General features: G+C 65.7%; 20 protein-coding genes. 16 read left to right on the top strand and 4 right to left on the bottom strand.

Translation table 11 applies throughout. The annotated features are described in order from the left end of the window. The first annotated feature begins 21 nt into the window (after positions 1-21). Together QUD34_RS02740 and QUD34_RS02735 are read left to right on the top strand one after the other, a co-directional pair. A complete protein-coding gene (locus QUD34_RS02740) occupies positions 22-1,341 on the top strand; it encodes a cyclic 2,3-diphosphoglycerate synthase (RefSeq protein WP_286355062.1) in 1,320 nt (439 codons plus the stop codon). A 74-nt stretch (positions 1,342-1,415) separates the two neighbouring features. Next, entirely contained in the window at positions 1,416-2,510 is a 1,095-nt protein-coding gene (locus tag QUD34_RS02735) for an NADH:flavin oxidoreductase/NADH oxidase (RefSeq protein WP_286355061.1), read from the top strand. A gap of 17 nt (positions 2,511-2,527) precedes the next feature. On the opposite strand, the gene QUD34_RS02730 is transcribed toward QUD34_RS02735, so the two are convergent. Beyond that, complete coding sequence (locus tag QUD34_RS02730) at positions 2,528-3,259, bottom strand: ComF family protein (RefSeq protein WP_286355060.1); 732 nt, start codon at positions 3,257-3,259, stop codon at positions 2,528-2,530. 126 nt (positions 3,260-3,385) lie between these two features. Here QUD34_RS02730 and QUD34_RS02725 point away from each other — a divergent pair, with 126 nt between their 5' ends. The 9 genes from QUD34_RS02725 (at position 3,386) to QUD34_RS02685 (ending at position 15,076) form a co-directional block, all read left to right on the top strand. Next, positions 3,386-4,894, top strand: coding sequence for an amino acid permease (locus tag QUD34_RS02725; protein WP_286355059.1), 1,509 nt, complete (start codon positions 3,386-3,388; stop codon positions 4,892-4,894). Between the two features lie 133 nt (positions 4,895-5,027). Next, positions 5,028-6,488 carry a heparan-alpha-glucosaminide N-acetyltransferase domain-containing protein gene (locus QUD34_RS02720; protein WP_286355058.1) on the top strand — a complete coding sequence of 487 codons (1,461 nt, stop codon included), beginning with the start codon at positions 5,028-5,030 and terminating at the stop codon, positions 6,486-6,488. 67 nt (positions 6,489-6,555) lie between these two features. After that, positions 6,556-7,746, top strand: coding sequence for a hemolysin family protein (locus QUD34_RS02715; RefSeq protein ID WP_286355057.1), 1,191 nt, complete (start codon positions 6,556-6,558; stop codon positions 7,744-7,746). Between the two features lie 46 nt (positions 7,747-7,792). Continuing rightward, positions 7,793-9,052, top strand: coding sequence for a glycoside hydrolase family 113 (locus QUD34_RS02710; protein ID WP_286355056.1), 1,260 nt, complete (start codon positions 7,793-7,795; stop codon positions 9,050-9,052). A gap of 21 nt (positions 9,053-9,073) precedes the next feature. After that, complete coding sequence (locus QUD34_RS02705; protein WP_286355055.1) at positions 9,074-9,805, top strand: response regulator; 732 nt, start codon at positions 9,074-9,076, stop codon at positions 9,803-9,805. Positions 9,806-9,968: 163 nt separating this feature from the next. After that, a complete protein-coding gene (locus tag QUD34_RS02700; RefSeq protein ID WP_286355054.1) occupies positions 9,969-11,210 on the top strand; it encodes a DUF1015 domain-containing protein in 1,242 nt (413 codons plus the stop codon). 11 nt (positions 11,211-11,221) lie between these two features. Further along, positions 11,222-12,094 carry an NAD(P)-dependent oxidoreductase gene (locus QUD34_RS02695; RefSeq protein WP_286355053.1) on the top strand — a complete coding sequence of 291 codons (873 nt, stop codon included), beginning with the start codon at positions 11,222-11,224 and terminating at the stop codon, positions 12,092-12,094. 11 nt (positions 12,095-12,105) lie between these two features. Further along, positions 12,106-13,206 (top strand): 3-phosphoserine/phosphohydroxythreonine transaminase, encoded by a 1,101-nt coding sequence (gene serC, locus QUD34_RS02690; protein WP_286355052.1) that lies wholly within the window; start codon positions 12,106-12,108, stop codon positions 13,204-13,206. Positions 13,207-13,381: 175 nt separating this feature from the next. Then, positions 13,382-15,076, top strand: a complete 1,695-nt coding sequence (locus QUD34_RS02685) for a hypothetical protein (protein ID WP_286355051.1) — start codon at positions 13,382-13,384, stop codon at positions 15,074-15,076. Between the two features lie 46 nt (positions 15,077-15,122). Here the strand turns inward: QUD34_RS02685 and yihG are convergent, their stop codons facing one another. The 3 genes from yihG to QUD34_RS02670 form a co-directional block, all read right to left on the bottom strand. Beyond that, entirely contained in the window at positions 15,123-16,010 is an 888-nt protein-coding gene (gene yihG / locus QUD34_RS02680; protein ID WP_286355050.1) for a 1-acylglycerol-3-phosphate O-acyltransferase, YihG family, read from the bottom strand. Between the two features lie 104 nt (positions 16,011-16,114). Then, positions 16,115-16,486: a metallopeptidase family protein gene (locus QUD34_RS02675; RefSeq protein WP_286355049.1), complete on the bottom strand. Its 372-nt coding sequence runs from the start codon at positions 16,484-16,486 to the stop codon at positions 16,115-16,117. A 133-nt stretch (positions 16,487-16,619) separates the two neighbouring features. Continuing rightward, on the bottom strand, positions 16,620-17,630 hold the full coding sequence (locus tag QUD34_RS02670) for an integron integrase (RefSeq protein WP_286355048.1): 1,011 nt from the start codon (positions 17,628-17,630) through the stop codon (positions 16,620-16,622). A gap of 237 nt (positions 17,631-17,867) precedes the next feature. Here QUD34_RS02670 and QUD34_RS02665 point away from each other — a divergent pair, with 237 nt between their 5' ends. The 5 genes from QUD34_RS02665 to QUD34_RS02655 all read left to right on the top strand — a co-directional run bounded on the left by QUD34_RS02665 (position 17,868) and on the right by QUD34_RS02655 (position 21,752). Next, positions 17,868-18,515 (top strand): Shedu anti-phage system protein SduA domain-containing protein, encoded by a 648-nt coding sequence (locus QUD34_RS02665; protein ID WP_286355047.1) that lies wholly within the window; start codon positions 17,868-17,870, stop codon positions 18,513-18,515. Between the two features lie 461 nt (positions 18,516-18,976). Continuing rightward, a complete protein-coding gene (locus QUD34_RS15130; protein WP_375379996.1) occupies positions 18,977-19,219 on the top strand; it encodes a PF20097 family protein in 243 nt (80 codons plus the stop codon). Between the two features lie 1,121 nt (positions 19,220-20,340). Next, positions 20,341-20,760, top strand: a complete 420-nt coding sequence (locus QUD34_RS02660; RefSeq protein ID WP_286355046.1) for a hypothetical protein — start codon at positions 20,341-20,343, stop codon at positions 20,758-20,760. Positions 20,761-20,894: 134 nt separating this feature from the next. Further along, the gene (locus QUD34_RS15125; protein ID WP_375379995.1) at positions 20,895-21,122 is read left to right on the top strand and encodes a PF20097 family protein; all 228 of its coding nucleotides are present in this window, start codon (positions 20,895-20,897) and stop codon (positions 21,120-21,122) included. 168 nt (positions 21,123-21,290) lie between these two features. Beyond that, positions 21,291-21,752 carry a hypothetical protein gene (locus tag QUD34_RS02655; protein WP_286355045.1) on the top strand — a complete coding sequence of 154 codons (462 nt, stop codon included), beginning with the start codon at positions 21,291-21,293 and terminating at the stop codon, positions 21,750-21,752. Positions 21,753-21,884: the final 132 nt, after the last annotated feature.

Genomic DNA, 21,884 nt, shown 5'->3' with positions numbered 1-21,884 from the left:
TGGACCGAGAGGCATGGTGTCATGGCGACACGACGCGTGGTGATCCTGGGAGCCGCTGGACGCGACTTCCACAACTTCAATACCGTCTACCGGGACAATCCGGACTACCAGGTGGTGGCCTTCACCGCTACCCAGATCCCCGACATCGCGGGTCGCCGCTACCCCGCCGTGCTGGCCGGCAAGCTGTACCCCCAGGGCATCCCCATCTTCGACGAATCCGAGCTGGTGGCCCTGATCCAGCGCGAGAAGCCGGATGCGGCGGTGTTCTCCTACTCCGATGTCACCCACGCCACGGTCATGCACCTGGCCAGCCTCTGCATCGCCCACGGCGTCGACTTCGAGCTGCTCGGCGCCGACAAGACCATGATCACCTCCACCAAGCCCGTCATCGGCATCACGGCCGTGCGCACGGGAGCGGGCAAGAGCCAGACCACACGCTACATCAGCAACATCCTCAAGAAGCTCGGCAAGAAGGTCGTCGCCATCCGCCACCCCATGCCCTACGGCGATCTGGCCAAGCAGGCCTGCCAGCGCTTCGCCGACTACGGCGATCTCGACAAGCACGAATGCACCATCGAGGAGCGGGAGGAGTACGAGCCGCACATCGACAACGGCTTCGTGGTCTACGCGGGCGTGGACTACGAACAGATCATCCGCAGCGCCGAGAAGGAGGCGGATGTGATCCTCTGGGACGGCGGCAACAACGACCTGCCCTTCTACAAGAGCGACCTCCACATCTGCATCGCCGATCCCCTGCGGTCGGGCCATGAGATGGCCTACCACCCCGGAGAAGCCAACTTCCGCATGGCCCACATCATCGTCATCAACAAGTGCGACAGCGCGAAGGAGGCGGATATCGCCGCCATCGAGCAGAACGCCGCCGCCGTGAATCCCAAGGCCCGCGTCATCCGGGCCAACAGCCCGGTCACCTGCGACCGCCCCGACATGGTGAAGGGCAAGCGCGCCCTGGTCATTGAAGATGGCCCCACCCTCACCCACGGCTCCATGTCCTACGGCGCCGGCGTGGTGGCGGCCAAGGCCGCGGGCGCCCACGAGATCGTGGATCCCACGCCCTACGCCGTGGCCAGCCTTGCGGCCACCTACCGGAAGTACCCCAACGCCAAGGGCATCCTGCCCGCCATGGGCTACGGCGACCAGCAGGTGAAGGACCTCGAAGCCACCATCGAGGCCACCCCCTGCGATGTGGTCCTCAGCGGCACGCCCATCGACCTCACCCGCGTCCTGAAGGTCACCAAGCCCATGACCCGGGTCCGCTACGACCTGGCGGAGATCCGCGAGGGGGTGCTGGAAGCCGAGGTCAAGAAGGCCCTCCGCATGTAGTCCCAGCCTTCGCAAACGGGAGGGGTCCACGGATCCCTCCCGTTCCATGTACGCTCATTCTCGTCGGAGTCCCCATGCCACGCCTATTCCAGCCCCTCACCCTCCGCGGCGTCACGCTGCCCAACCGCATCGCGGTGTCGCCCATGTGCCAGTACCAGGCCCAGGACGGCCTCGCCAACGACTGGCACCTGGTCCATCTGGGCGGATTGGCCCAGGGCGGCGCGGGGCTCGTCCTGACGGAGGCCGCCGCCGTGGTGCCCGAGGGCCGCATCAGCCCCGACGACCTCGGCCTCTGGAACGAGGGGCAGGCCAAAGTCCTCGCGCGCATCGCGCACTTCCTCAAATCCCAGGGCGCCGTGCCGGGCATCCAGCTCGCCCATGCCGGCCGCAAGGCCTCGAATCCGGCCCCCTGGAAGGGTAGCGGCAGCCTCCCCGCCGCGGCCGGCGGCTGGACGCCGGTGGCCCCCAGCGCCCTGGCCTTCGACGAGGGCTGGACCGTGCCCACGGCCCTGGATGAGCCCGGGATCCTGGCCGTCATCGAAGCCTTCATGGACGCGGCGCGCCGCGCCGTGGCCGCGGGCTTCCGGGTGATCGAGGTCCACGCCGCCCATGGGTACCTGCTGCACCAGTTCCTGTCGCCCCTGTCGAACCACCGCACCGATGCCTACGGCGGCTCCTTCGAGAACCGCACGCGCCTGGTCCGCGAGGTGGTGGGTGCCTTGCGGAACATCCTGCCCGAGGAGCTGCCCCTCTTCGTGCGGATCTCCGCCACGGATTGGGCGGAGGGCGGCTGGAACCTCGACCAGTCCGTGGCCCTTGCCAAGGAGCTCAGGGACCTGGAGGTGGACCTGGTGGACTGCTCCTCCGGCGGCCTCGTACCCCGCGCCGAGATCCCCCTGGGCCCCGGCTACCAGGTGCCCTTCGCCGCCCGGATCCGCGCCGAGGCGGGCCTTCCCACCGGCGCCGTGGGCCTCATCACCGACCCCGAGCAGGCCGAGGCCATCCTCGCCCAGGAATCCGCCGACCTCGTGCTGCTGGGCCGTGAGCTCCTCCGCGACCCGCGCTGGCCCCTGCACGCCGCCAAGAGGCTGGGCGTGGAGGTGCCCTGGCCGGCCTCCTACCTGCGCGCGGCGAGGGGCCCCGTACCCGCGAGGCAGCCGCTCCATTAGGCGGATGGGCGGCCCCTCTACAGCGCCCGGAACAGCGTCAGCACGCGCACCTCGTCGGCCCCGCCTTCCAGCAGGGCCTGGGCGCAGCGCAGCAGGGTGGTGCCGGTGGTCCAGACATCGTCCACCAGCAGCACCCGCCCCCTCGGCGCGGCCCCCCGGCGCAGGGTGATGGCCCGCTTCGGCAGCCGCCGCCGCTCGCTCTCCGTCCGGGAGGCCTGGCGGCCGCTGCGCCAGCCTTTGGCGAGCAGGGGCTCGAAGGGCCGTTCGAGGCGGGCCGCGACGGCCTGAGCGGCCTCCGCCCCGAAATCGAACCCGCGGAGCAGGCGGCGGGGAAGGGCGCTGGGCGCCGAGGTCACCCGATCCACCTCCACCGCCCAGGCCGGTAGCGGCACCCCCGGCAGGCGGTTCAACAGAGCCTTCCGCCAGCCGGCTTCGCCCTGCTTGATGCCCGGCAGGAGCAGGGCCCCCAGGGGTGGGCGACCGCCGTGATAGTCCCAGAGGGCGTCCCCCAAGGCCCAGGCCACCGCCTCGGGGCAGCCCGCCCCTGCATCCTCGCCGTGAGAAGCCTCCGCTCCATGGACCAGCGCGCAGCGCGGACAGCGCCCTTCGGGCAGGGGGACCAGGCCGCCCCAGCAGCGGGCGCAGAGGCCCGCCTCGGCGCCCGCTCCCACCGGGCCGAGGCACCCCCGGCAGAGGAGCAGGGAACGCCGCGCCTGGACGAGGCGGGTGAGGAATCCGACCGGGAGCATGGGGCATCATAGCCAGCATCCGTTGGCTCCCAGGCTCGATCTGCTAGGATCGCCGGAAGCCCCCTGGCCCATCCTCCTGGAATCCCCTTCCGGGCCCCCGATCCCGGATTGCATGGAGTTGTGTTCATGTCGAACGACCCGCGTCCCGATTCCCCGCTTTTCGCGCGCAAACCCCTGGCCCTCCTCCTCGAGGAAGCCAAGGGCGAGAACCGGCTCCGCCGCGTCCTCGGTCCCGTGCAACTCACGGCGCTGGGCGTGGGCGCCATCATCGGCGCGGGCATCTTCGTGGCCACGGGCGCCGCGGCCCACAACATCGCCGGCCCTTCGCTGATGGTCTCCTATGTCATCGCCGGCATCACCTGCATCTTCGCGGCGCTCTGCTACGCGGAATTCGCCGCCATGGTGCCCGTGGCGGGATCGGCCTACACCTATGCCTACGCCACGCTCGGCGAACTGTTCGCCTGGATCATCGGCTGGGACCTCATCCTCGAATACGGCGTGTCCAGCGCCGCGGTCGCCACCGGATGGAGCGCCTACTTCCAGAGCGCCGTCAGCAACATCGGGATCCACATCCCCAAGCTGGTGAGCGAATCGCCCTGGAAATACGACCCCGCCACGGGCCACTTCGCCTCCACGGGCGCCGTGATGAACCTGCCCGCCCTCATCATCGTGGCCATCATCACCGCGATCCTCGTGAAGGGCATCCAGGAGAGCGCCACCTTCAACGGCGTCATGGTGGCCATCAAGGTGGCCGCCGTGCTCTTCGTCATCGGGGTGGGCGCCTTCTTCATCAACACCACCAACTGGCACCCCTTCGCGCCCTTCGGCTGGACCGGCATCAGCTTCTTCGGCCACCATGTGGCGGGCCAGGTGGACGGCGGCGGCGCGCCCATCGGCACCATGGCCGGCGCGGCCATCATCTTCTTCGCCTACATCGGCTTCGATTCGGTCTCCACCCACGCGGAAGAGGCCAAGAACCCTCAGCGCGATGTGCCCATCGGCATCATCGTGTCCCTGGTGGTCTGCACCTTCCTGTACATCGCCGTGGTGGCCGTCCTCACGGGCATGGTCAAGTTCGACCACCTGGACATCAACGCGCCGGTCTCCATCGCCTTCCGCCAGAACGGCATGCCCTGGGCCGAGGGGCTCATCGCCACGGCGGGCGTGGCCGGCATCACCTCCGTGCTGCTGGTCATGATGCTGAGCGGTCCCCGCGTGTTCCTGGCCATGGCCCGGGACGGCCTGCTCCCCAAGGCCACCTTCGGCGATGTGCACCCCAAGTTCCGCACGCCCTGGAAGTCCACCATGCTGGTCGGCTGCTTCGTGGGCATCCTGGCCGGCTTCCTGCCCATCGACGCCCTGCTGCACCTGGCCAACATCGGCACCCTGCTGGCCTTCGTCATCGTCTGCGCCGCCGTCCTGATCATGCGCAAGAAGCACCCTGAAGCCGAGCGGCCCTTCCGCTGCCCCTGGGTGCCCTTCGTCCCCGTCATGGGCGTGCTCAGCTGCCTCATGCTCATGTTCTCCCTGCCCGTGGCCAACTGGTGGCGCCTCATCGCCTGGCTCGCCCTGGGCTTCGTCATCTACTTCTTCTACGGCAAGAAACACAGCGTCATGCGGAAGCAGAACGCCTGATCCGGCTCCTTTACTGGAAAAGCAACTGATTCACTCCGAAGACCCGAAGACACGGAAACCGCTTGCGAGAAGGCCTGCTTCCTTTCTTCGTGCCTTCGCGTCTTCGTGGTGATCATTCCCTTGAGATTTTTCGATGTCGATCTGGACTGACCTGACCCCTTCCAAGCGCTGCGACTGGATCGACCAGCTGCGGGGCTGGGCGGTGATCGTGATGATCGAAGTGCATGTGGTGAATGTCTGGCTGCAGTCCGGCCTCCGCCCGGACTGGCTCAACTACCTGAACGGCCTGGTGGCTCCGAGCTTCACCATGGCGGCGGGCTACAGCCTGGCGATCTCCACCTTCCGCACCGACGGCACCCTGCGCCCCTTCTGGCCCGACACCGCGCGGCGCCTGGGCTTCATCCTCCTCTGCGCCTACGCCCTGCACGCCCCCGGCATCACAGCGGCGGACTGGACGGTGCTCAACACCGCGCAGAAGGCCCGGGAGCTGTTCAAGATTGATGTGCTCCAGTGCATCGTCTACTCCCTGCTCATCCTCCAGGGCCTGGCGCGGCTGGTCCGGAATCCCCGCCTGTTCACGGGACTGGCCCTGGCCATCGCGGTCTTCGTGCCGGTGATCTCGCCGCACCTCTGGGCCACCGGCGTGGCCGACGGCCTGTGGCTCCCCATCCGCGGCCTCTTCAACGGCAATCCCGACCGCGGCGTCCAGGCCCTCTTCCCGCTCTTCCCCTGGCTTGCCTTCCCGGCCTTCGGCGCCTTCCTCGGCGGCCTCTACCGGCACCTGCGGGTCGAACCCGTCGAAGGAAAGGCCCGCTGGAGCGAAGCCCGCTACCTCGTGGGGCTCGGAATCCTCGGCGCCCTCCTGCTGGCCTGGGGGGCCTCCGCCCAGCACGCCTGGCTCTGGGGCGGCCGCTGGCTCCAGCAGAACGGCGTGTGGCTGCTCCACAGCCCTTCCGGCGCCTTCACCTACAGCGAACTGGGCGCCCTCTCGAACACGACCCTACCCAGCGTGGCCGCCCGCCTCGGCTGGATCCTCCTGGGCGGCACGCTCATGGGGGCCGTGGATCTCCTCCGGCCCCGCTGGAAGGGCTCCAACCCCATCGATGCCGCCAGCCGGGAATCGCTGCTGCTCTACATGCTGCACCTCAACCTGATCTTCAGCGTGCTGCTGGCACCCGCCGTCATCGCCCTCACGGGCTGGGGCTGGGGCAGCCTCGGCTGGACGGGCACCCTCCTGATGACCGCGGCCATCATCGGCCTGAACCTCTGGGCCGGCGTGGCCTGGCAGAAGGTGCGCCGGACGCCGGACCGCATGCGCCTGCTCCAGCACCGGGCCGTAGCCGCACTGGGCCTCTGGTTCGTGCTGGGCGGCTGGTGGACCTTCCGCCACTTCCTGCAGAGCCCGGAGCTGGCCAAGGAGCCCTACGCGTTCCTGAACGCCGCCCGGGCCCGCAAGGGCCTGCCCCCCACGCCGGATGGCCTCTGCCGCGACCCCGAGGAATACTTCCGCGAGGCCGACCGCCTCCGGCTGAAGCTCGGCCCCGAGGCCCGCGCCGACCTGGCCCGGCAGATCCGCGCCCGGGAAAGCCGCTAGACTGTTCCTGACAATGGCTGATTTAGGCAGCAATGCCCCCCCATCCTGGCTCCTGCTCGCCGCACTGGTGGTCCTGACCTACCGCGGCGCGACGATGGCCCTGCTCTCGGCCTTCCATACCATGCCCTCCGTCCAACGGCGGCGCCTGCTGGAGGAGGGCAGCGTCGAAGATCCGCGCCTCGCCACGCTCCTGGAGCGGCCCCGCACCCTGGGCATGGGCCTCGAGTTCTGGAACCAGGTGCTGCTGCTGATCCTCCTGGGCCTGCTCTGGCCCTTCCACCTCGCCCTGCCCGGCGGGGCCTGGACCCTGGGCGTCCTGGTGCTGGCGGCCCTCTGGACGCTCGATCTGGCCCTGCCGGTCCTCCTCACCTCCCGCGACGCGGCCGACTGGCTGACCCGCCTCTTCCCCCTGTATGCCCCGGTGCAGCCGCTGCTGGCGGTCCTCGTGGATCCCGTGGTCCGGCTCATCGAGCGGCGCACCCAGGAACGGGTGAAGGAATCCGAACCCGAAGAAGCCACCGAAGAGGCCGTCACGGCCCTGCTGGAGGAAGGCGAGGCCGAGGGCATCCTGGAGGCCGAGGACCGCGAGCTCATCCGCAATGTCGTCACCTTCGGGGACACGCTGGTGCGCGAGGTCATGATGCCCCGCACCCGCATCGTCGCCCTGCCCCTGGAGGCCAGCGTCGAGGAGGCCTGGAAGGCCTTCACCAGCAGCCGCCACTCCCGCCTGCCGCTCTATGAAGGCGGCATCGACCACATCCGCGGCGTGCTGCTCCTCAAGGACCTCATGCAGCTGCCGGATGGCGCCAAGCCCGCCCTGGCCACGCTGATGAAACCGCCCCACTTCGTGCCGGAGAGCAAGCCCGTGGCGGACCTCCTCCGCGACCTCCAGCGCGCCCGCACCCAGCTGGCCCTGGTCGTGGACGAGTTCGGCGGCGTGTCGGGGCTCGTCACCATGGAGGACCTGCTGGAAGAGGTCTTCGGCGAGATCCAGGACGAGCACGAGGCCCCGGTGGGTCTGGTGGAGCAGGCCCCCGGCGTTTATCTCGTCTCCGGCCACGCCCATGTGGACGATGTGGCCCAGCGCCTCGACATGACCTGGGAGCGGGACGGCTTCGACACCCTGGCCGGTCTCGTCCTGGCCCGCCTGGGCCGCGTGCCCCGGCCCCAGGAGTCCGTGGAGGTCGAGGGCGCCCGCCTCACCGTTCTCCGCATGGACGGCACCCGCATCGTGCAGGTCCGGGTCGAACGGATCTAGGTTCCGCGGGATTCAGCCGCTAGGCTGAACCCTGGAGCCCGTCCGCATGACCCGCCGCATCCTCGTCCTCCTGGCCCTCCTGGGCCTCCCCCTTACCCTGCTGCTCGTGCACCGCACGCAGCGGAAGGCCCTGGTACCCCAGCCGCGGGGCATGGTGCTGGGGCTCTACGCCGGCGTGCCGGACTACGACTACGCCGAGGAACTCGACCGCATCGCCGCCACCGGCGCCACCTGCGTGAGCCTTCAGGCCATCTACCGCATGGACACGGGCCACAGCACCGAGATCCGCCGCCACCCCACCTCCAGCCCCACGGAAGAGAGCCTGCGCCGCACCTTCCGGCAGGCCAAGGTCCGCGGCCTGCGCATGATGTTCTTCCCCACCATCAACCTGCGGGACGAGGCCGACAACGCCGACTGGTGGCGGGGCAACATCCAGCCCTCGGACTGGGACCTGTGGTGGCGGAACTACGCGGACTTCAACCTGCGTCTGGCCGCCCTCGCCCAGGAAGGCGGCGTGGAGTGGTATTCGCTGGGCACGGAGATGGCCTCCACCCACCCCTTCCCCGACCAGTGGCGGCGCCTGGCCGCCGAGGTGCGCACGGTCTTCAAGGGCAAGCTGGTCTACAGCGTGAACTTCGACAGCCATGACAGCTTCACCTTCGGCGACTGCCTCGATGTCATCGGCATCAACACCTACGACCCCATCGCCAAGTACGACGACTACCCCAGCGCCGACCAGATCCGCGACGCCTGGTGGTGGGTCGTCTACAAGGCCCGCACCCTCACGGCGCGGTTCCAGCGCCCCGTCATGATCACCGAAGTGGGCTACCCCAGCGTGGCCCACGCCCATGTGGGGCCCTGGGACTTCCGCACGGACAAGCCCCTGGACCTGGCCCTCCAGGACCACCTCCTGAAGGGCGCCTTCGGCGTGCTGCGCCACTGGAGCGACGGGGACGCGGTGTTCTACTACCTCTACGGCGAAAACCTGAACCAGAAGCCCATCGGCGGCCCGGAAGACCGCACTTACGCCGTGTGGGGCAAGCCCGCGGAGGCCACCCTGCGGAAGTACTTCCACGAGCCCATCTGGGAGGGGCACATCCCCCCCAAGGCCGAGAACATCCACGAGGCCGTGGTGCAGACCCTCGTGAGCTGGCACCGGAAGCTCCGCGACTACGAGGACGCCGAGCTGCCCCCCTGGGTGGTGGACTGGGAGGCCCGGCACCCCCGGGACGCCGCCGAGGCCCAGGCCGCCCTGGCGAAGGAGCCCGCCCCGGCGCGCAAAATTCCCAAGGGCGAAGCCCGCTGACGATAATCGACCATGGACCCCATGAACCTGCCTGCCCGCCCCCGCCCCCTGCCCCAGCCCGAGCTCCCCGCCAAGACGCTGCTGGTGGTGGAGGATGACCGCGCCACCCTGAGCCTCTACCGCGCCGGCCTGAAGGGCCTCCAGGGCTTCCGGATCCTCATGGCCCAGAACGGGGCCCAGGCCCTGGATGTGCTGCGCCAGGAAGCGGTGAATGTGCTGGTCACGGATCTGAACATGCCGGTGATGGACGGCTTCAACCTCATCGCCAAGGTGAGCCGCTTCTACCCCCAGGTGCCCGTCATCGTCATGACCGGCCTGGATGCGACCCAGCACCTGAACACCCCCCTGCAGCTCGGAGCCGTCCGCATCCTCACCAAGCCCCCGCGCCTCACCATCCTCATGGACGCCATCCGCGCCGCGGCCCAGTTCGAGCCCGCGGGCATGATCCGGGGCATCAGCCTCAACAGCATCCTCCAGCTCCTCAACTGGGAGCAGAAGTCCTGCACCCTCACCGTGAAGTCCGGGGCAGGCATGGGGCTGCTCTACCTCAAGCGGGGCGAGCTCATCCACGCCGCCTTCCAGGACCAGGAGAGCCTCCCCGCCGCCTACGAGATCCTGTGCTGGGACCGCCCGGACATCGAATTCGTGGAGACCTGCCGGGTGGAGCGGACCATCGACCTCCCCCTGACCGAGCTCCTGATGAACGCCGCCCTGATCACCGACCAGCGGAGACCCGCGTCCGACGAGGTCTGACCCGTCTGCGGAAGGCCCATGAGTTTGACGGTTTGGGCCCGCCCGGGGGCAAGGATGGGACTTTCGTCAAAAGAGGGGTGAACTGGGCCACCCAAAGGGCACCTGCCGGGGAATAATGGCGCGTGTGCGGCCCCACGGGGGCCCCCTTCCCAGGCAGGTGCCCATGTCCCAGCTGAAGCCGTTCCGCGCCCACCGCCCCCGGCCTGAACTCGCCGCCCAGGTGGCCGCCGTACCCTACGATGTGGTGAACACGCAGGAGGCCGCCGAGCTGGCCAAGGGCAACCCCCACTCCTTCCTCCATGTGGGCCGCCCCGAGATCGACCTGCCCGCGGGCATCGACATCCATGCCGACGAGGTCTACGCCAAGGGCGTGGCCAACCTCCGCGGCCTGATCGAGAACGGCACCCTGTTCCAGGAGAACACGCCCTGCCTCTATGTCTATCAGCAGCGCATGGGCGACCATGTCCAGGCGGGCCTGGTGGGCCTCTGCTCCGTGGCGGAGTACGAGAACGGCACCATCAAGCGTCACGAGTTCACGCGCAAGGACAAGGAGGATGACCGCACCCGCCATGTCACCGAGCAGGGCGCCAACGCCGAGCCCGTGTTCCTCACCTACAAGGCTGTGCCCTACATTGATCACATCGTCAACGACATCCGGAAGCAGCCGCCGGTCTACGATGTGGTCACGCCCGACGGCATCGGCCACACCGTGTGGGTCGTCTCCGGCGAGACCGTGGTCTACGAGCTGGTGAACCTCTTCAACGGCGTGCCCGCCCTCTACATCGCCGACGGCCACCACCGCACCGCCGCGGCCATCCGCTACGCCCAGGCCCGCCGGGCCGCCGCGGGCGCCAGCGCCACCGGGGACGAGCCCTTCGAGAGCTTCATGGCCGTGGTCTTCCCCCACGACCAGCTCAAGATCATGGACTACAACCGCGTGGTGAAGGATCTGAACGGCCTGAGCCAGGACGCCTTCCTCGCCCAGGTGAAGGACAAGTTCGAGGTGGCCGTCTCCGCCCACCGCGCCCCCCAGGCCCCCACCACCTTCGGGATGTACCTGGGCGGCACCTGGTACGAGCTGAAGGCCAAGCCCGGCAGCTTCCCCGCCGCCGACCCCGTCCGCGGCCTCGATGTGAGCATCCTCCAGGAGAACCTGCTCAACCCGATCCTCGGCATCGACGATCCCCGCACCAACACCCGCATCGACTTCGTGGGCGGCATCCGCGGCATGGACGAGCTGGAGCGCCGCGTGAAGGAAGGCTGCGCCGTGGCTTTCTCCGTGTATCCGACCTCGCTCACCCAGCTCATGAGCGTCGCCGATGCCGGCGAAGTCATGCCCCCCAAGTCCACCTGGTTCGAACCCAAGCTGCGCTCCGGACTGCTGGTCCGGATGTACGAAGGTTAAAGGGAGACCCCATGCAGATCCTCATCGCCGACGCCTTTGACGCCAAGCTCCCCGAGCGCCTGTCCCCCTTCGGGCAGGTCAGTTCCGACATGGCCGCCCTGGGGCAGGCCCATGTCCTGCTCGTCCGTTCCAAGACCAAGGTGAACGCCGACCTTCTCGCCCAGGCCCCCAGCCTCAAGCTCGTCATCCGCGGCGGCGTGGGCATGGACAATGTGGACAAGAAACTCTGCGCCGAGAAGGGCATCCGGGCCGTCAACACCCCGAGGGCCAGCAGCGTGGCCGTGGCAGAGATGGCCATGGCCTTCATGGTGGCCATCCCTGCCCGCCTGATCGAGGCCCACACCTCCATGAAGGAGGGCAAGTTCCTCAAGAGCGAGCTGAAGCGCACCGAGCTCTTCAAGAAGACGCTGGGCCTCATCGGCGCCGGAAACATCGCCACCGAGGTCGCCAAGCGCGCCCAGGCCTTCGGCATGGAGGTGATCGCCTTTGATCCCTTCCTCAAGGAGCACCCCCTCGCCCGCATGGTGAGCCTGGACGAGCTGGCCGCCAAGGCCGATGTCGTCAGCCTGCACACGCCCCTGACCGATGACACCAAGGGCATGATCAACGCCGCCTTCCTCGCCAAGATGAAGGATGGCGCCATCCTCATCAACACCGGCCGCGGCAAGTGCGTGGTCGAGGCCGACCTCGCCGCCGCCCTGCAGAGCGGGAAGCTCCGCGCCTACGGCACCGATGTGTGGCCCAGCGACCCGCCGCCCGCGGACTGCCCCCTGCTCACCGCCCCCAATGTCTTCATGGCCCCGCACCTGGGCGCCAGCTCCAAGGAGAACCTCGGCCGCATCGGCGACGAGGTGGTTCAGATTCTTCAGGATTTCAAAGCGTAAAAGGAGCTTTCATGACCCATCGCGTGATCAACTTCTACGCTGGCCCGGCGGGCCTGCCGCTGCCCGCCCTCGAGCGTGCCCAGGAAGAGCTGCTGGACTTCGCCGGCACGGGCATGTCCGTCATGGAGGTCAGCCACCGCTCGAAGGAGTACGATGCGGTGCACGAGGAGGCCATCGCCCTCACCAAGGAGCTGATGGGCCTGCCCTCCAACTACAAGGTGCTGCTGCTCCAGGGCGGCGCCCACCTCAGCTTCGGCATGATCCCGCTGAACCTGCTCCGCAACGACAAGAAGGCCGACTACATCGTCACCGGCAACTGGGCGGAGAAGGCCACCAAGGAGGCCAAGCTCGTGGCCGGCGACCGCGTGCGCGTGGCCGCCAGCACCAAGGAGCAGAAGTTCAGCCGCCTGCCCCACGCCGACGAGATCAAGGTGGGCCCGGACAGCGCCTTCGTGCACTTCACCTCCAACAACACGGTGGAAGGCACCCAGTGGCACGAGTTCCCCAAGGTCGGCCATGTGCCCTACATCTGCGACATGAGCTCGGATTTCATGTGGCGTCCCTTTGATGTGAGCCCCTTCGGCCTCATCTACGGCGGCGCCCAGAAGAACCTCGGCCCCAGCGGCGTGACCCTCACCATCATCCGCGAGGACTTCCTCGAGATGTGCGAGGCCCAGGACCTGCCCAGCTACCTGCGCTACAAGATCCACGCCGAGAAGAACTCGCTCTACAACACCCCGCCGACTTTCGGCATCTACATCCTGCGGAATGTCCTGGCCTACAACAAGAGCATCGGCGGCCTGAAGGCCATCGAGGCCAGCAACAAGAAGAAGGCCGAGCTGCTCTACGGCTGTGTCGACAAGCACAGCGGCTTCTACAAGGGCTTCGTCACCGAGAAGGCCCACCGTAGCGTCATGAATGTGGACTTCTTCCTGCCCACCCCCGAGCTGGACGACCAGTTCGTGAAGGAGGCCAAGAAGGCCGGCATGGTGGGCCTCAAGGGCTACCGCGACATCGGCGGCATCCGCGTCAGCACCTACAACGCCGTCACCGTGGATCATGTGAAGACCCTCGTGGACTTCATGGAACAGTTCGTCAAGACGAACGGGTAGGGTCAGGCCTCCCGCCAGGCCGATCTCCCATCCAGCCGAAGGGGCACCGGAAACGGTGCCCCTTTTGGTGTCGGGAAAGCCAAGCCATCCTATTCTTGGGTGACCCCGCCTCAGAACCGATGACTTGTGGGTACCCACCCACCTGCCCGCCTGCATGGAAGTTGCCCGACCGCCCATGGAAACGCCCCCTCTCACGCTCGATCGCCTCAAGCTGCTGGTCGCCGCCGAAACGCTGCGCCTGGACGCCATCGGCCGCGAGGGATTGGCCGACCTCCTCGCCCAGGGGCTCATCCAGAAGGACCAGCGTCCCCTGCAGGCCAGCCTGGAGGGCCGGTACGAGGCCCTGCAGGAGACCCACCGGCAGATCGTCGAGGCCAAGGGCTGCGCGGATCGCCTCCAGCGGCGCCTGGCACCCAAGTCCCGCCTGGCGGGCCTGTTCCCCATGGGCGCCCCGGCCGGGCCGAGACCGGACGACCCCGATGCCGTCCAGCTCGTCGACCTGCTGGAGCTCCTGAAGCTCCAGGTGCGGGGCGTGAAGGGTTCCCAGGATGTGCTGCCGAACCTGGAGCGCATCCTGGACTACCTGCAGGTGGAAGGGCGCGAGTGCCTGGATCGCCTGGCCACCACGGACCGGGAGATCGACCAGGCCCAGAAGCAGGCTGCTCCGGGCACCCAGGTGGAGGGCGAGGGGTATTTCCGGCTCACGGCCGCCGGCGAGGCCGCCCTGCCCGAGGCCCCCGTGATGGAGCTGCTCGACGCCTCCCTCCAGACCGCCTTCGGCTCCAGCCTCCGGGGCGGAAGCTACGCCCACTTCAAGGAGGATCCCTCGGGGCTCCTCTCCTTTCTCGTGGACCGCATGGCCGCCGGCGACCGGCCCTCCGCCGTCGTCAGCGAGTACGAGGACCTGCTGGAAGCCTTCGACCGGGTGCCCACCCTGGCCGACCTGCAGCCCCTCCGCGCCAAGATCGCCTTCCTCGTGCGCCTCCTGCGGGCCTCGCGGGACGAACCCAAGCGGGCCTACCTCTGGTGCAACCGCGAGCGCCTGAACGCCGCGACGCATCGCATGCGCGCCGTGCTGCCCCCCACCGTGGCCGCCTCCGGCTGGCGCCTGCCCTATGCGGCGGACCTCTTCCTGGTCGACGGCGGCCGATCCGACGATGAGGAACAGGCCGAGCAGCGGATCCGCCTCTTCGAGGCCGTCCACCGCATCCAGACGGAGCTGCTGCAGGACATCCGCATCCGGGACGGCCAGTTCTTCCGCCTGGCCCTGGTCCTCGCCCACGGGGCCCGCGTCCGCAACTTCGCGCCGGGCATCCTCATGGACCGCTTCGTCCGCCAGGGCCTCGAAGCCGTGATGGAGGCCGCGACGACCGCCCCCTACGACCTGGGCGACCGGGGCACCTCCCTGATCTTCGGCACCCACCTGGCCCATGCCGCGGGCTTCACCAAGGCGCGGCTCCAGGGCCCCCTGCAGGCCTTTGCCGCCATCCACGCCCGGTTCCGCGGCGACGATTCCCCCACCCGCGTCTCGGTCCAGGTGCTGCTACACGCCTTCGCCACCCTCGATCGCCTGGAGCGCCTGGGGGCGCCCATGCCCCTGGAGGACTACGCCGTGCTCTTCGAGCGGATCCGCAAGCGGCTCCGGCACCACAAGGCCGCCTCCCGCGCCTTCAGCACGGCCCAGATCAAGGCCGGCGACGAGGCCGCCCTCGCCGCCAACCTGTCCGCCCTGGTCTGCTTCCGCGGCCTCTCCCTGCCCCCGAAGAGTCTGTACCACGCCGATGTGGGCCTGGCGGGCCTCTACGAGGAGCGCCTGCCCGGCAGGCCGCCCCTGCTGGGATCCCCCTTCGGGACCTTGATGTTGATCTGACCGGCCGCCGGATCTACCGTCGTCAGGCCCATCGTCAGGCCCATCGTCAGGCCTGGGCCGACTGCCCCTGCAGCACGATCTCCTCGATGCGCGCGTCCTTCTCCGCCCACAGCTCCTGCACCCAGGCCTGCAGGCGCGCGCGGAAGACGGGATCGCCCTCGTAGTCGCCGGTCAGCAGATCCGTCGGGATCTTCAGCTCCCGCACCCGCACCACCACCCGCTTCACCTGGCCCGACAGCAGGTCCCAGAAGCTGGGCACGCCCTCGGGATAGACGATGGTGACATCGAGCAGGGCGTCGAAGCGCTCGCCCATGGCGCTGAGGGCCGTGGCGAGCCCGCCCACCTTGGGCTTCAGCAGATGCCGGTAGGGCGATTGCTGCTGGTCGTGCTTGGCCCGGCTGAAGCGGCTGCCTTCCAGGAAGTTCATCACCGAGGTGGGGATCTGGCGGAACTTCTCGCAGGCCTTGCGGGCCGTGGCCAGATCCTGGGACCGGCTGCCGCTGCGCCGCCGCATGAAGGGGAAATCCAGGGCCCACCAGGCCAGGCCCATCACCGGCACGAAGAGCAGCTGCCGCTTGAGGAAGAACTTCAGGAACGGCACCTTCCGGTGGAAGACCTTCTGCAGCACCAGGATGTCCACCCAGCTCTGATGGTTGCTGCTCACCAGATACCAGCCCTTCCGGCGCAGGCCCTCCAGGCCCGTCACCTCCCAGCGGGTGCGCTGCACCAGGGCCATCCACCAGCCGTTCACGGCGATCCAGCCCTCGGCCAGGCCGTTGAGCAGGCGGTCCGCCCCGCGCCGTACGGCGCCAAAGGGCAGCGCCAGCTTCACCAGGGCCACGGGGATCATCCCCGAGAAGATGCCCATCGCGTTGACCGCCAGCACCACGCTGGCCCAGGCGCCTTTGAGGGTGGACCACAGGCGGTTGAACATGCGGCTCCTGATCTTCCCGGCCGACCGGTGGATCAGAATATCGGAGGACCCGAAGGGCGGCGGTCGGGAAAAATCGGCCTAGCCGGCCTCCAGCCTGGCCCGCCTCACCCCCAGCCCAGCTCCTCCAGCCGTTCCTCGCTGATGCCGAAGTGGTGGGCGATCTCATGGATGACCGTGGTGGCGATCTCATCCCGCAGCTCGTCCTCGTCCCGGCAATCCTCCAGCAGCGGCCCGCGGTAGATGGTGATGCGGGGCGGCAGCTCGCCGGATTCCGCCCGCCCCTCCGTCAGCGCCCGACCCGAATAGAGGCCATAGAGCGTCTCGTCCTCCGGCACACCCAGGTCATCCAGCAGGGCGTCCGGCGCCCAGTCCTCGATGACCACCGGGACGCCCGCCAGGTAGGGGCGGAACTCCGCCGGCACGAGCGCCAGCGCCTCGTCCACCAGCCTGCGGAACCTCAGGTCGGACATGTGCATGGGACGAGGCTACTCCTTCCGATCGGCAAGCTTCAGCCGGAAAAGACCGCCACGAAGCGAACGATGGCGCCCATCGCGGCGGCTTTCAAACCTGTGGATCAGGCCGAGGCTCGCCAATACTGAGAAAAATCTTTTACAACCCATCCAGCGGGCTTGCCACGCCGCGCCCGCCGCGGTTCAGCACATGGGTGTAGATCATCGTGGTGGCCACATCCTTGTGGCCCAGCAGCTCCTGCACGGTGCGGATGTCATGGCCCGCGGCGAGCAGGTGGGTGGCGAAGCTGTGGCGCAACACATGGGGCGTGACGGGCTTGACCAGCTCCGCGGCCCGGGCCGCCAGCCGCACGGCCTTCTGCACGCTCTCGGGATGGAGGTGATGGCGGCGGACCAGGCCGGAGCGGGGATCCACCGAACGCTGCGCCGAGGGGAAGACCCACTGCCAGCCCCAGGCCCGGGGGGCGGTCCTGACCTTTTCCGCCAGCGCGTCCGGCAGCCCGACCTCGCCGAAGCCCTCCGCCAGATCCCGGTCATGGAGGGCGCGTACCCGCTCCAGATGCGCGCGGAGGGGCGCCGTCAGGCGATCCGGCAGCATGGTGACCCGGTCCTTGCCCCCCTTTCCGTCCCTCACCACGATTTCCCGGCGTTCGAACTCCACATCCTTCACCCGGAGGCGCAGCCCCTCCATCAGCCGCATGCCCGTGCCGTACAGCACCTGCGCCACCAGGGCCATGCCGCCTTCCATCTGATCGAGCACCGCCCGCACCTCCCCCGGCGTGAGTACCACCGGCAGGCGCGGCTGCCGCCGGGCCTGGACCACCTCGCCCAGCCACGGCAAGTCCACCTCCAGCAGGTGGCGGTAGAGGAAGAGCAGGGCCGCCTTGGCCTGGTTCTGCGTCGACGGCGATACCCGCCGGTCCACCGCCAGGTGGCTCAGGAAAGCCTGGACCTCCGGGGCCCCCATGTCCTTCGGATGCCGCTTGCCATGGAAGAGGATGAACCGCCGCACCCAGTCCAGGTACGCGTCCTCGGTCCGCAGGCTGTAGTGCCGGACGCGCAGGCTTTCCCGCAACCGATCCAGGAACCGGGGCGCGGTCCCAACCCCCACGGTCCGCCCTTCGCCGGTCTGCCTATTCCCCTCAACCATGGCCCCGCTCCGATCGTCCCAGGCCGCCCATTGCGCTAACCTGACCCCCGAATCTCGCCTTCAATTTGCTGAACTGGACCCAATTTATCGCTTTTTTTTCGCCCGTCAAGTCCACCCATCCGTACGCCCATTCCCCCAAGCACAGCCTCCCCCCTCCCCAAGCCTCCGGCCCGAAGCGTACTCACCCACCCCCCAACCCCACCGTCCAATTCAAAGTTAGGCGCCATGGAGCCACCGATGCGATTCCTGTCCGGTCAAGAGTCACTCGAGGAACTTCAAAAATCAGACCCACTTAACGAACATTTCGTCTGGTGGGATGACATCTCGCAAGAAGATCATGAAGCATTACAGCAGGCACTCGATGAAGCAAAGCGAGAGGAGGATATTCAGCAATTCCTCCAGTCGAATCCCCTACATTTAATCCAGCATCTCGGTGGTGGCCATGGTCGCTGGGTCATCCCGAAACAGAAACTCGGAGCAGAACATGTGACTGACTTTGTTATTGGTCAGTGCAGCTCTATTGGGTATGAATGGCAAGCCGTTGAACTGGAGAGCCCGATTAAACCTATGTTCAATAAGAACGGCGATCCGTCTCAATTTCTAAATCACGCGATTCGCCAAATCACTGATTGGCGGGCCTGGCTTAAATCCAATCAGGCCTATGCATCACGTCCACGCACTGAAAGTGGCCTGTCACTAACTGATATTGACTCAAATATCAAAGGCCTCATTCTCATCGGCCGCCGCTCAAACATAGATCCAGAAACCAATCAGAGAAGAAGGCAGCTTGCCCAGAATCTCAATATTGAAATCCATTCCTATGATTTTCTTTTGCAAGCTCTTAGCGGAAGGCTAAATTGTATTCGCAAATCGAATCACACCTAACCCTCGGCTCAACTCGGACCCCGCCTGCATTGCCTTCCGCTCTCTCTCAACATTTTGCTACCCCGACTTCGCTCAGTGCCTCGGTGCAGGCGGTGCCGGTTAGCCCCATTCGTTAGGCCGCCCACCGAGGTATCTATGTCATCAAAGTCAAAGCTCCGCAACGCCCTGAACGCAATAGACGATGCTAAGCGCGCGCTACAGCAAGCCCGCAGCGATTCCGGGGCAAATGGTGAATACCAGATCCGCCGGGCAATGCGAGAACTCGACGACGCTGAACAAGATATTCAGCGGGCGATACGAGAACTACCCGAAGAATGATCTTCCTAGGCTGCCTAACCCCCAGCTCAACTCGGACCCCGCCTGCATTGTCCTCCGCTCCTTCTCTTCGTCCCGCTTCCTCGGCTCCGCTCATCGCCTCGGCGCAGGCGGGGCCGGTTAGCTTCATTCGTTAGGCCTCGTTCATGAACCAATCATTCGAATCTTGTCCTGCCTGCTCTGCTCATGTGGATGCCGGGTTTCTTTCTTCGCCAACTGGCCCTATTCAATGGTCCTCAAAGGAGCCTGGCATTCTCGCGAGATTACTTCAGACGGGCGAAGTCCTCGTAGATGTGTCAATGCCCTCAGTGTCATACCTCCATGGTTGGCGTTGCACCAAATGCGGCCTGATTATTCTCAATCCCAACAATGATCGGCCTAACCCTTAGCTCAACTCGGACCCCGCCTGCATTGCCTTCCGTTCTCTCTCAGCTTCCCGCTTCCTCGACTTCGCTCAGCGCCTCGGCGCAGGCGGGTCCGGTTAGCTTCATTCGTTAGGCCGCCATGCATCTAGTAGATCAGACCGTGAGCAAAATGATTGAGATCGCGGGCTTCTCCCTTTGTTTCCTAGTGTTTGTCGTATTGACACCAGTGGTCCTAAAGCGAGCAATCTCAAGTGGCAAGGTCCGCCTGGGCACTCTCAAATTCAGCAGGGCTGCTCAACCCTTTGGTTTTTGGATGAGCCTATCGTTCTGGCTTCTATTTGGCCTTACATCCTTGGTTGTTCTGGCATGCTTGGCATTAATGATTCTTCTCTAATCTGCCGAGCTTGGTCGGCCTAACCTCTCGCTCAAGTCGGACCCCGCCTGCATTGCCTTCCGTTCTCTCTCATCATTTCGCTATCTCGGCTCTGCTCAGCGCCAAGGCGCAGGCGGCGCCGCTTAGCTTCATTCGTTAGGCGTCTGTATGAGTGAACAGCGCTCACCAAATGAAGGCTCACCCGAGGATGCTCCTGATCGGGTCTCTCAGCGGCTACTTTGGGCCTGGCTGGGCGCCCTCCTGGTTACACAGGTTCTAGTCCTGTATTCACTACGAGATTCCCACTCTTCAATCAAACTGCTCCGGTTTTTCGTCGGCACAATTCCATTCGCTGCCGTTTGGCTACCTCTCTCCTTCCTACTGGTCAACCTGCTCCGAATACGCATCAACAGGTCATCCTTCAAGGCATGGCCTATCCTTCTGGCATTGCCAATCGTAATTGTTGTCTCTTTTTTAACCAGCATCCTTGGTGTTGCTCTTGCCGAACTGGTGCACAGCGACTCCATGAGATCTCATGCGCTCAATTCATGGGGTTCAGCCTTGAGCTCTGCCATTCTTACAGCACCACTTCTGGCCCTAGCTTGGCTTTGGTTAGCGCGTAGGTATCGTGCTGGCCAGCCCGCCTAACCCTCCGCTCAACCTGGACCCCGCCTGCATTGCCTTTCGTTCTCTCTCAGCTTCTCGCTTCCTCGGCTCCGCTCAGCGCTTCGGTGCAGGCGGGTCCGGTTAGCTTCATTCGTTAGGCGTTTGCGTGAAACCATCAGCGATCCTACTGGCTATCTCGGTCCTCTTCGCTCCAGCTCTTGCGGCTGCTCCTAAACGAGTGGCTCAGGTTCGGAAAATCGGTGTGAACAAATATGAGATTGAGCTTCGCTACTCTGGACAAGACTACGGCGGGCCGTGCGAACCGACAATGAAGCCAAGAAAGTTTGTGGATAGCGACTGGATCTACCTGTCAGCCATTGAGGGGGAATTCTCAGCTGAACAGATCATTCTTACCTATGAGCGCGGCAAAACAGACTTCCCGCAATCTGGTCTGAAAGGCAGTATTTCAATCAGAGGGCGTGCAATGGATATTTCGCTTGAGGTTCCAAACTATCGACAAGATAGTTCAATAGATCACTACGAAAAGTATCATTTGAATGGGCCATTCAAGATCAACCTTCGATGAAACGCCTAACCTCTCGCTCAAGTCGGACCCCGCCTGCATTGCCTTCCGCTCTCTCTCAGCAATTCGCTATCGCGGCTCCGCTCATCGCCTCGGTGCAGGCGTGGCCGCTTAGCTTAATTCGTTAGGCCTCATGCATGAATCAATTATTCGAATCCTGTCCTGCCTGCTCGGCTCACATGGACCACGGCTTTCTTTCTTCGCCAACCGGCCCAGTCCAATGGTCTTTAAAGGAGCCAAGTGTTTTGGCGAGAATGCTCCAGACGGGGGAAATCCTCGTAGATATTTCAATGCCCTCAATGTCGTACCTCCAAGGCTGGCGATGTACCAAGTGCGGGCTCATCATTCTCAATGCCCAACAATGAGCGGCCTAACCCGGCGCTCAACTCGGACCCCACCTGCACGGCCTCCCGCTCTCTCTCAGCTTCTCGCTTCCTCGGCTCCGTTCAGCGCCTCGGCGCAGGTGGGTCCGGTTAGCTCATTTCGTTAGGCTGCCCATGAACACCCGTTTACACGGCGTTCTTCTCACAGTGATGACCACCATCGCTTCGATAGCTTATGGGGCACAACCCAAAGAAATGGATTTAGCTAAAGCAACAAAGGTAGTGGCATATGGTGAGCGGCTATTCCGAGGGCTCAAAGGCAAGCCAAGCAAGCATGTTGTTGAGATGGTCGAGAACCTCCATGTCGAAGGCCAGATCGACGAATGGCATACTCTTGAATACCCATACATCAAGCTGAAGTATTACCGAGTAGTTCCAGAGAAACGAAACATCCTCCGTACTCTAGAACTTACCTCCTCAAAGTACGTCCTGCCCTTTGGGATCAAGATCGGCGCCACAAGAGAGTCAATCGCTCTAATTCTGGGGAAACCCTCTACCTCAGGCCCAGACATTATTGAGTACGAATGCGGCGATCCCTATTCCCAGACTGTCTCGTTTGCATTCACGAATGACAGGCTGGTCGCTGTTCAGTGGGATAATGACATTGAGTAAGTCAATCTGCGCCTTGTGCCCAGGCTGCCTAACCCTCCGCTCAACTCGGACCCCGCCTGCATTGCCTTCCGCTCTCTCTCAGCTTCTCGCTTCCTCGGCTTCGTGTAGCGCCTCGGTGCATGCGGGTCCGGT

Origin of the sequence: Geothrix oryzae, assembly GCF_030295385.1 — a bacterium.
Taxonomy (GTDB): domain Bacteria; phylum Acidobacteriota; class Holophagae; order Holophagales; family Holophagaceae; genus Geothrix; species Geothrix oryzae.
This window is presented reverse-complemented; position numbering and strand designations above follow the sequence as displayed.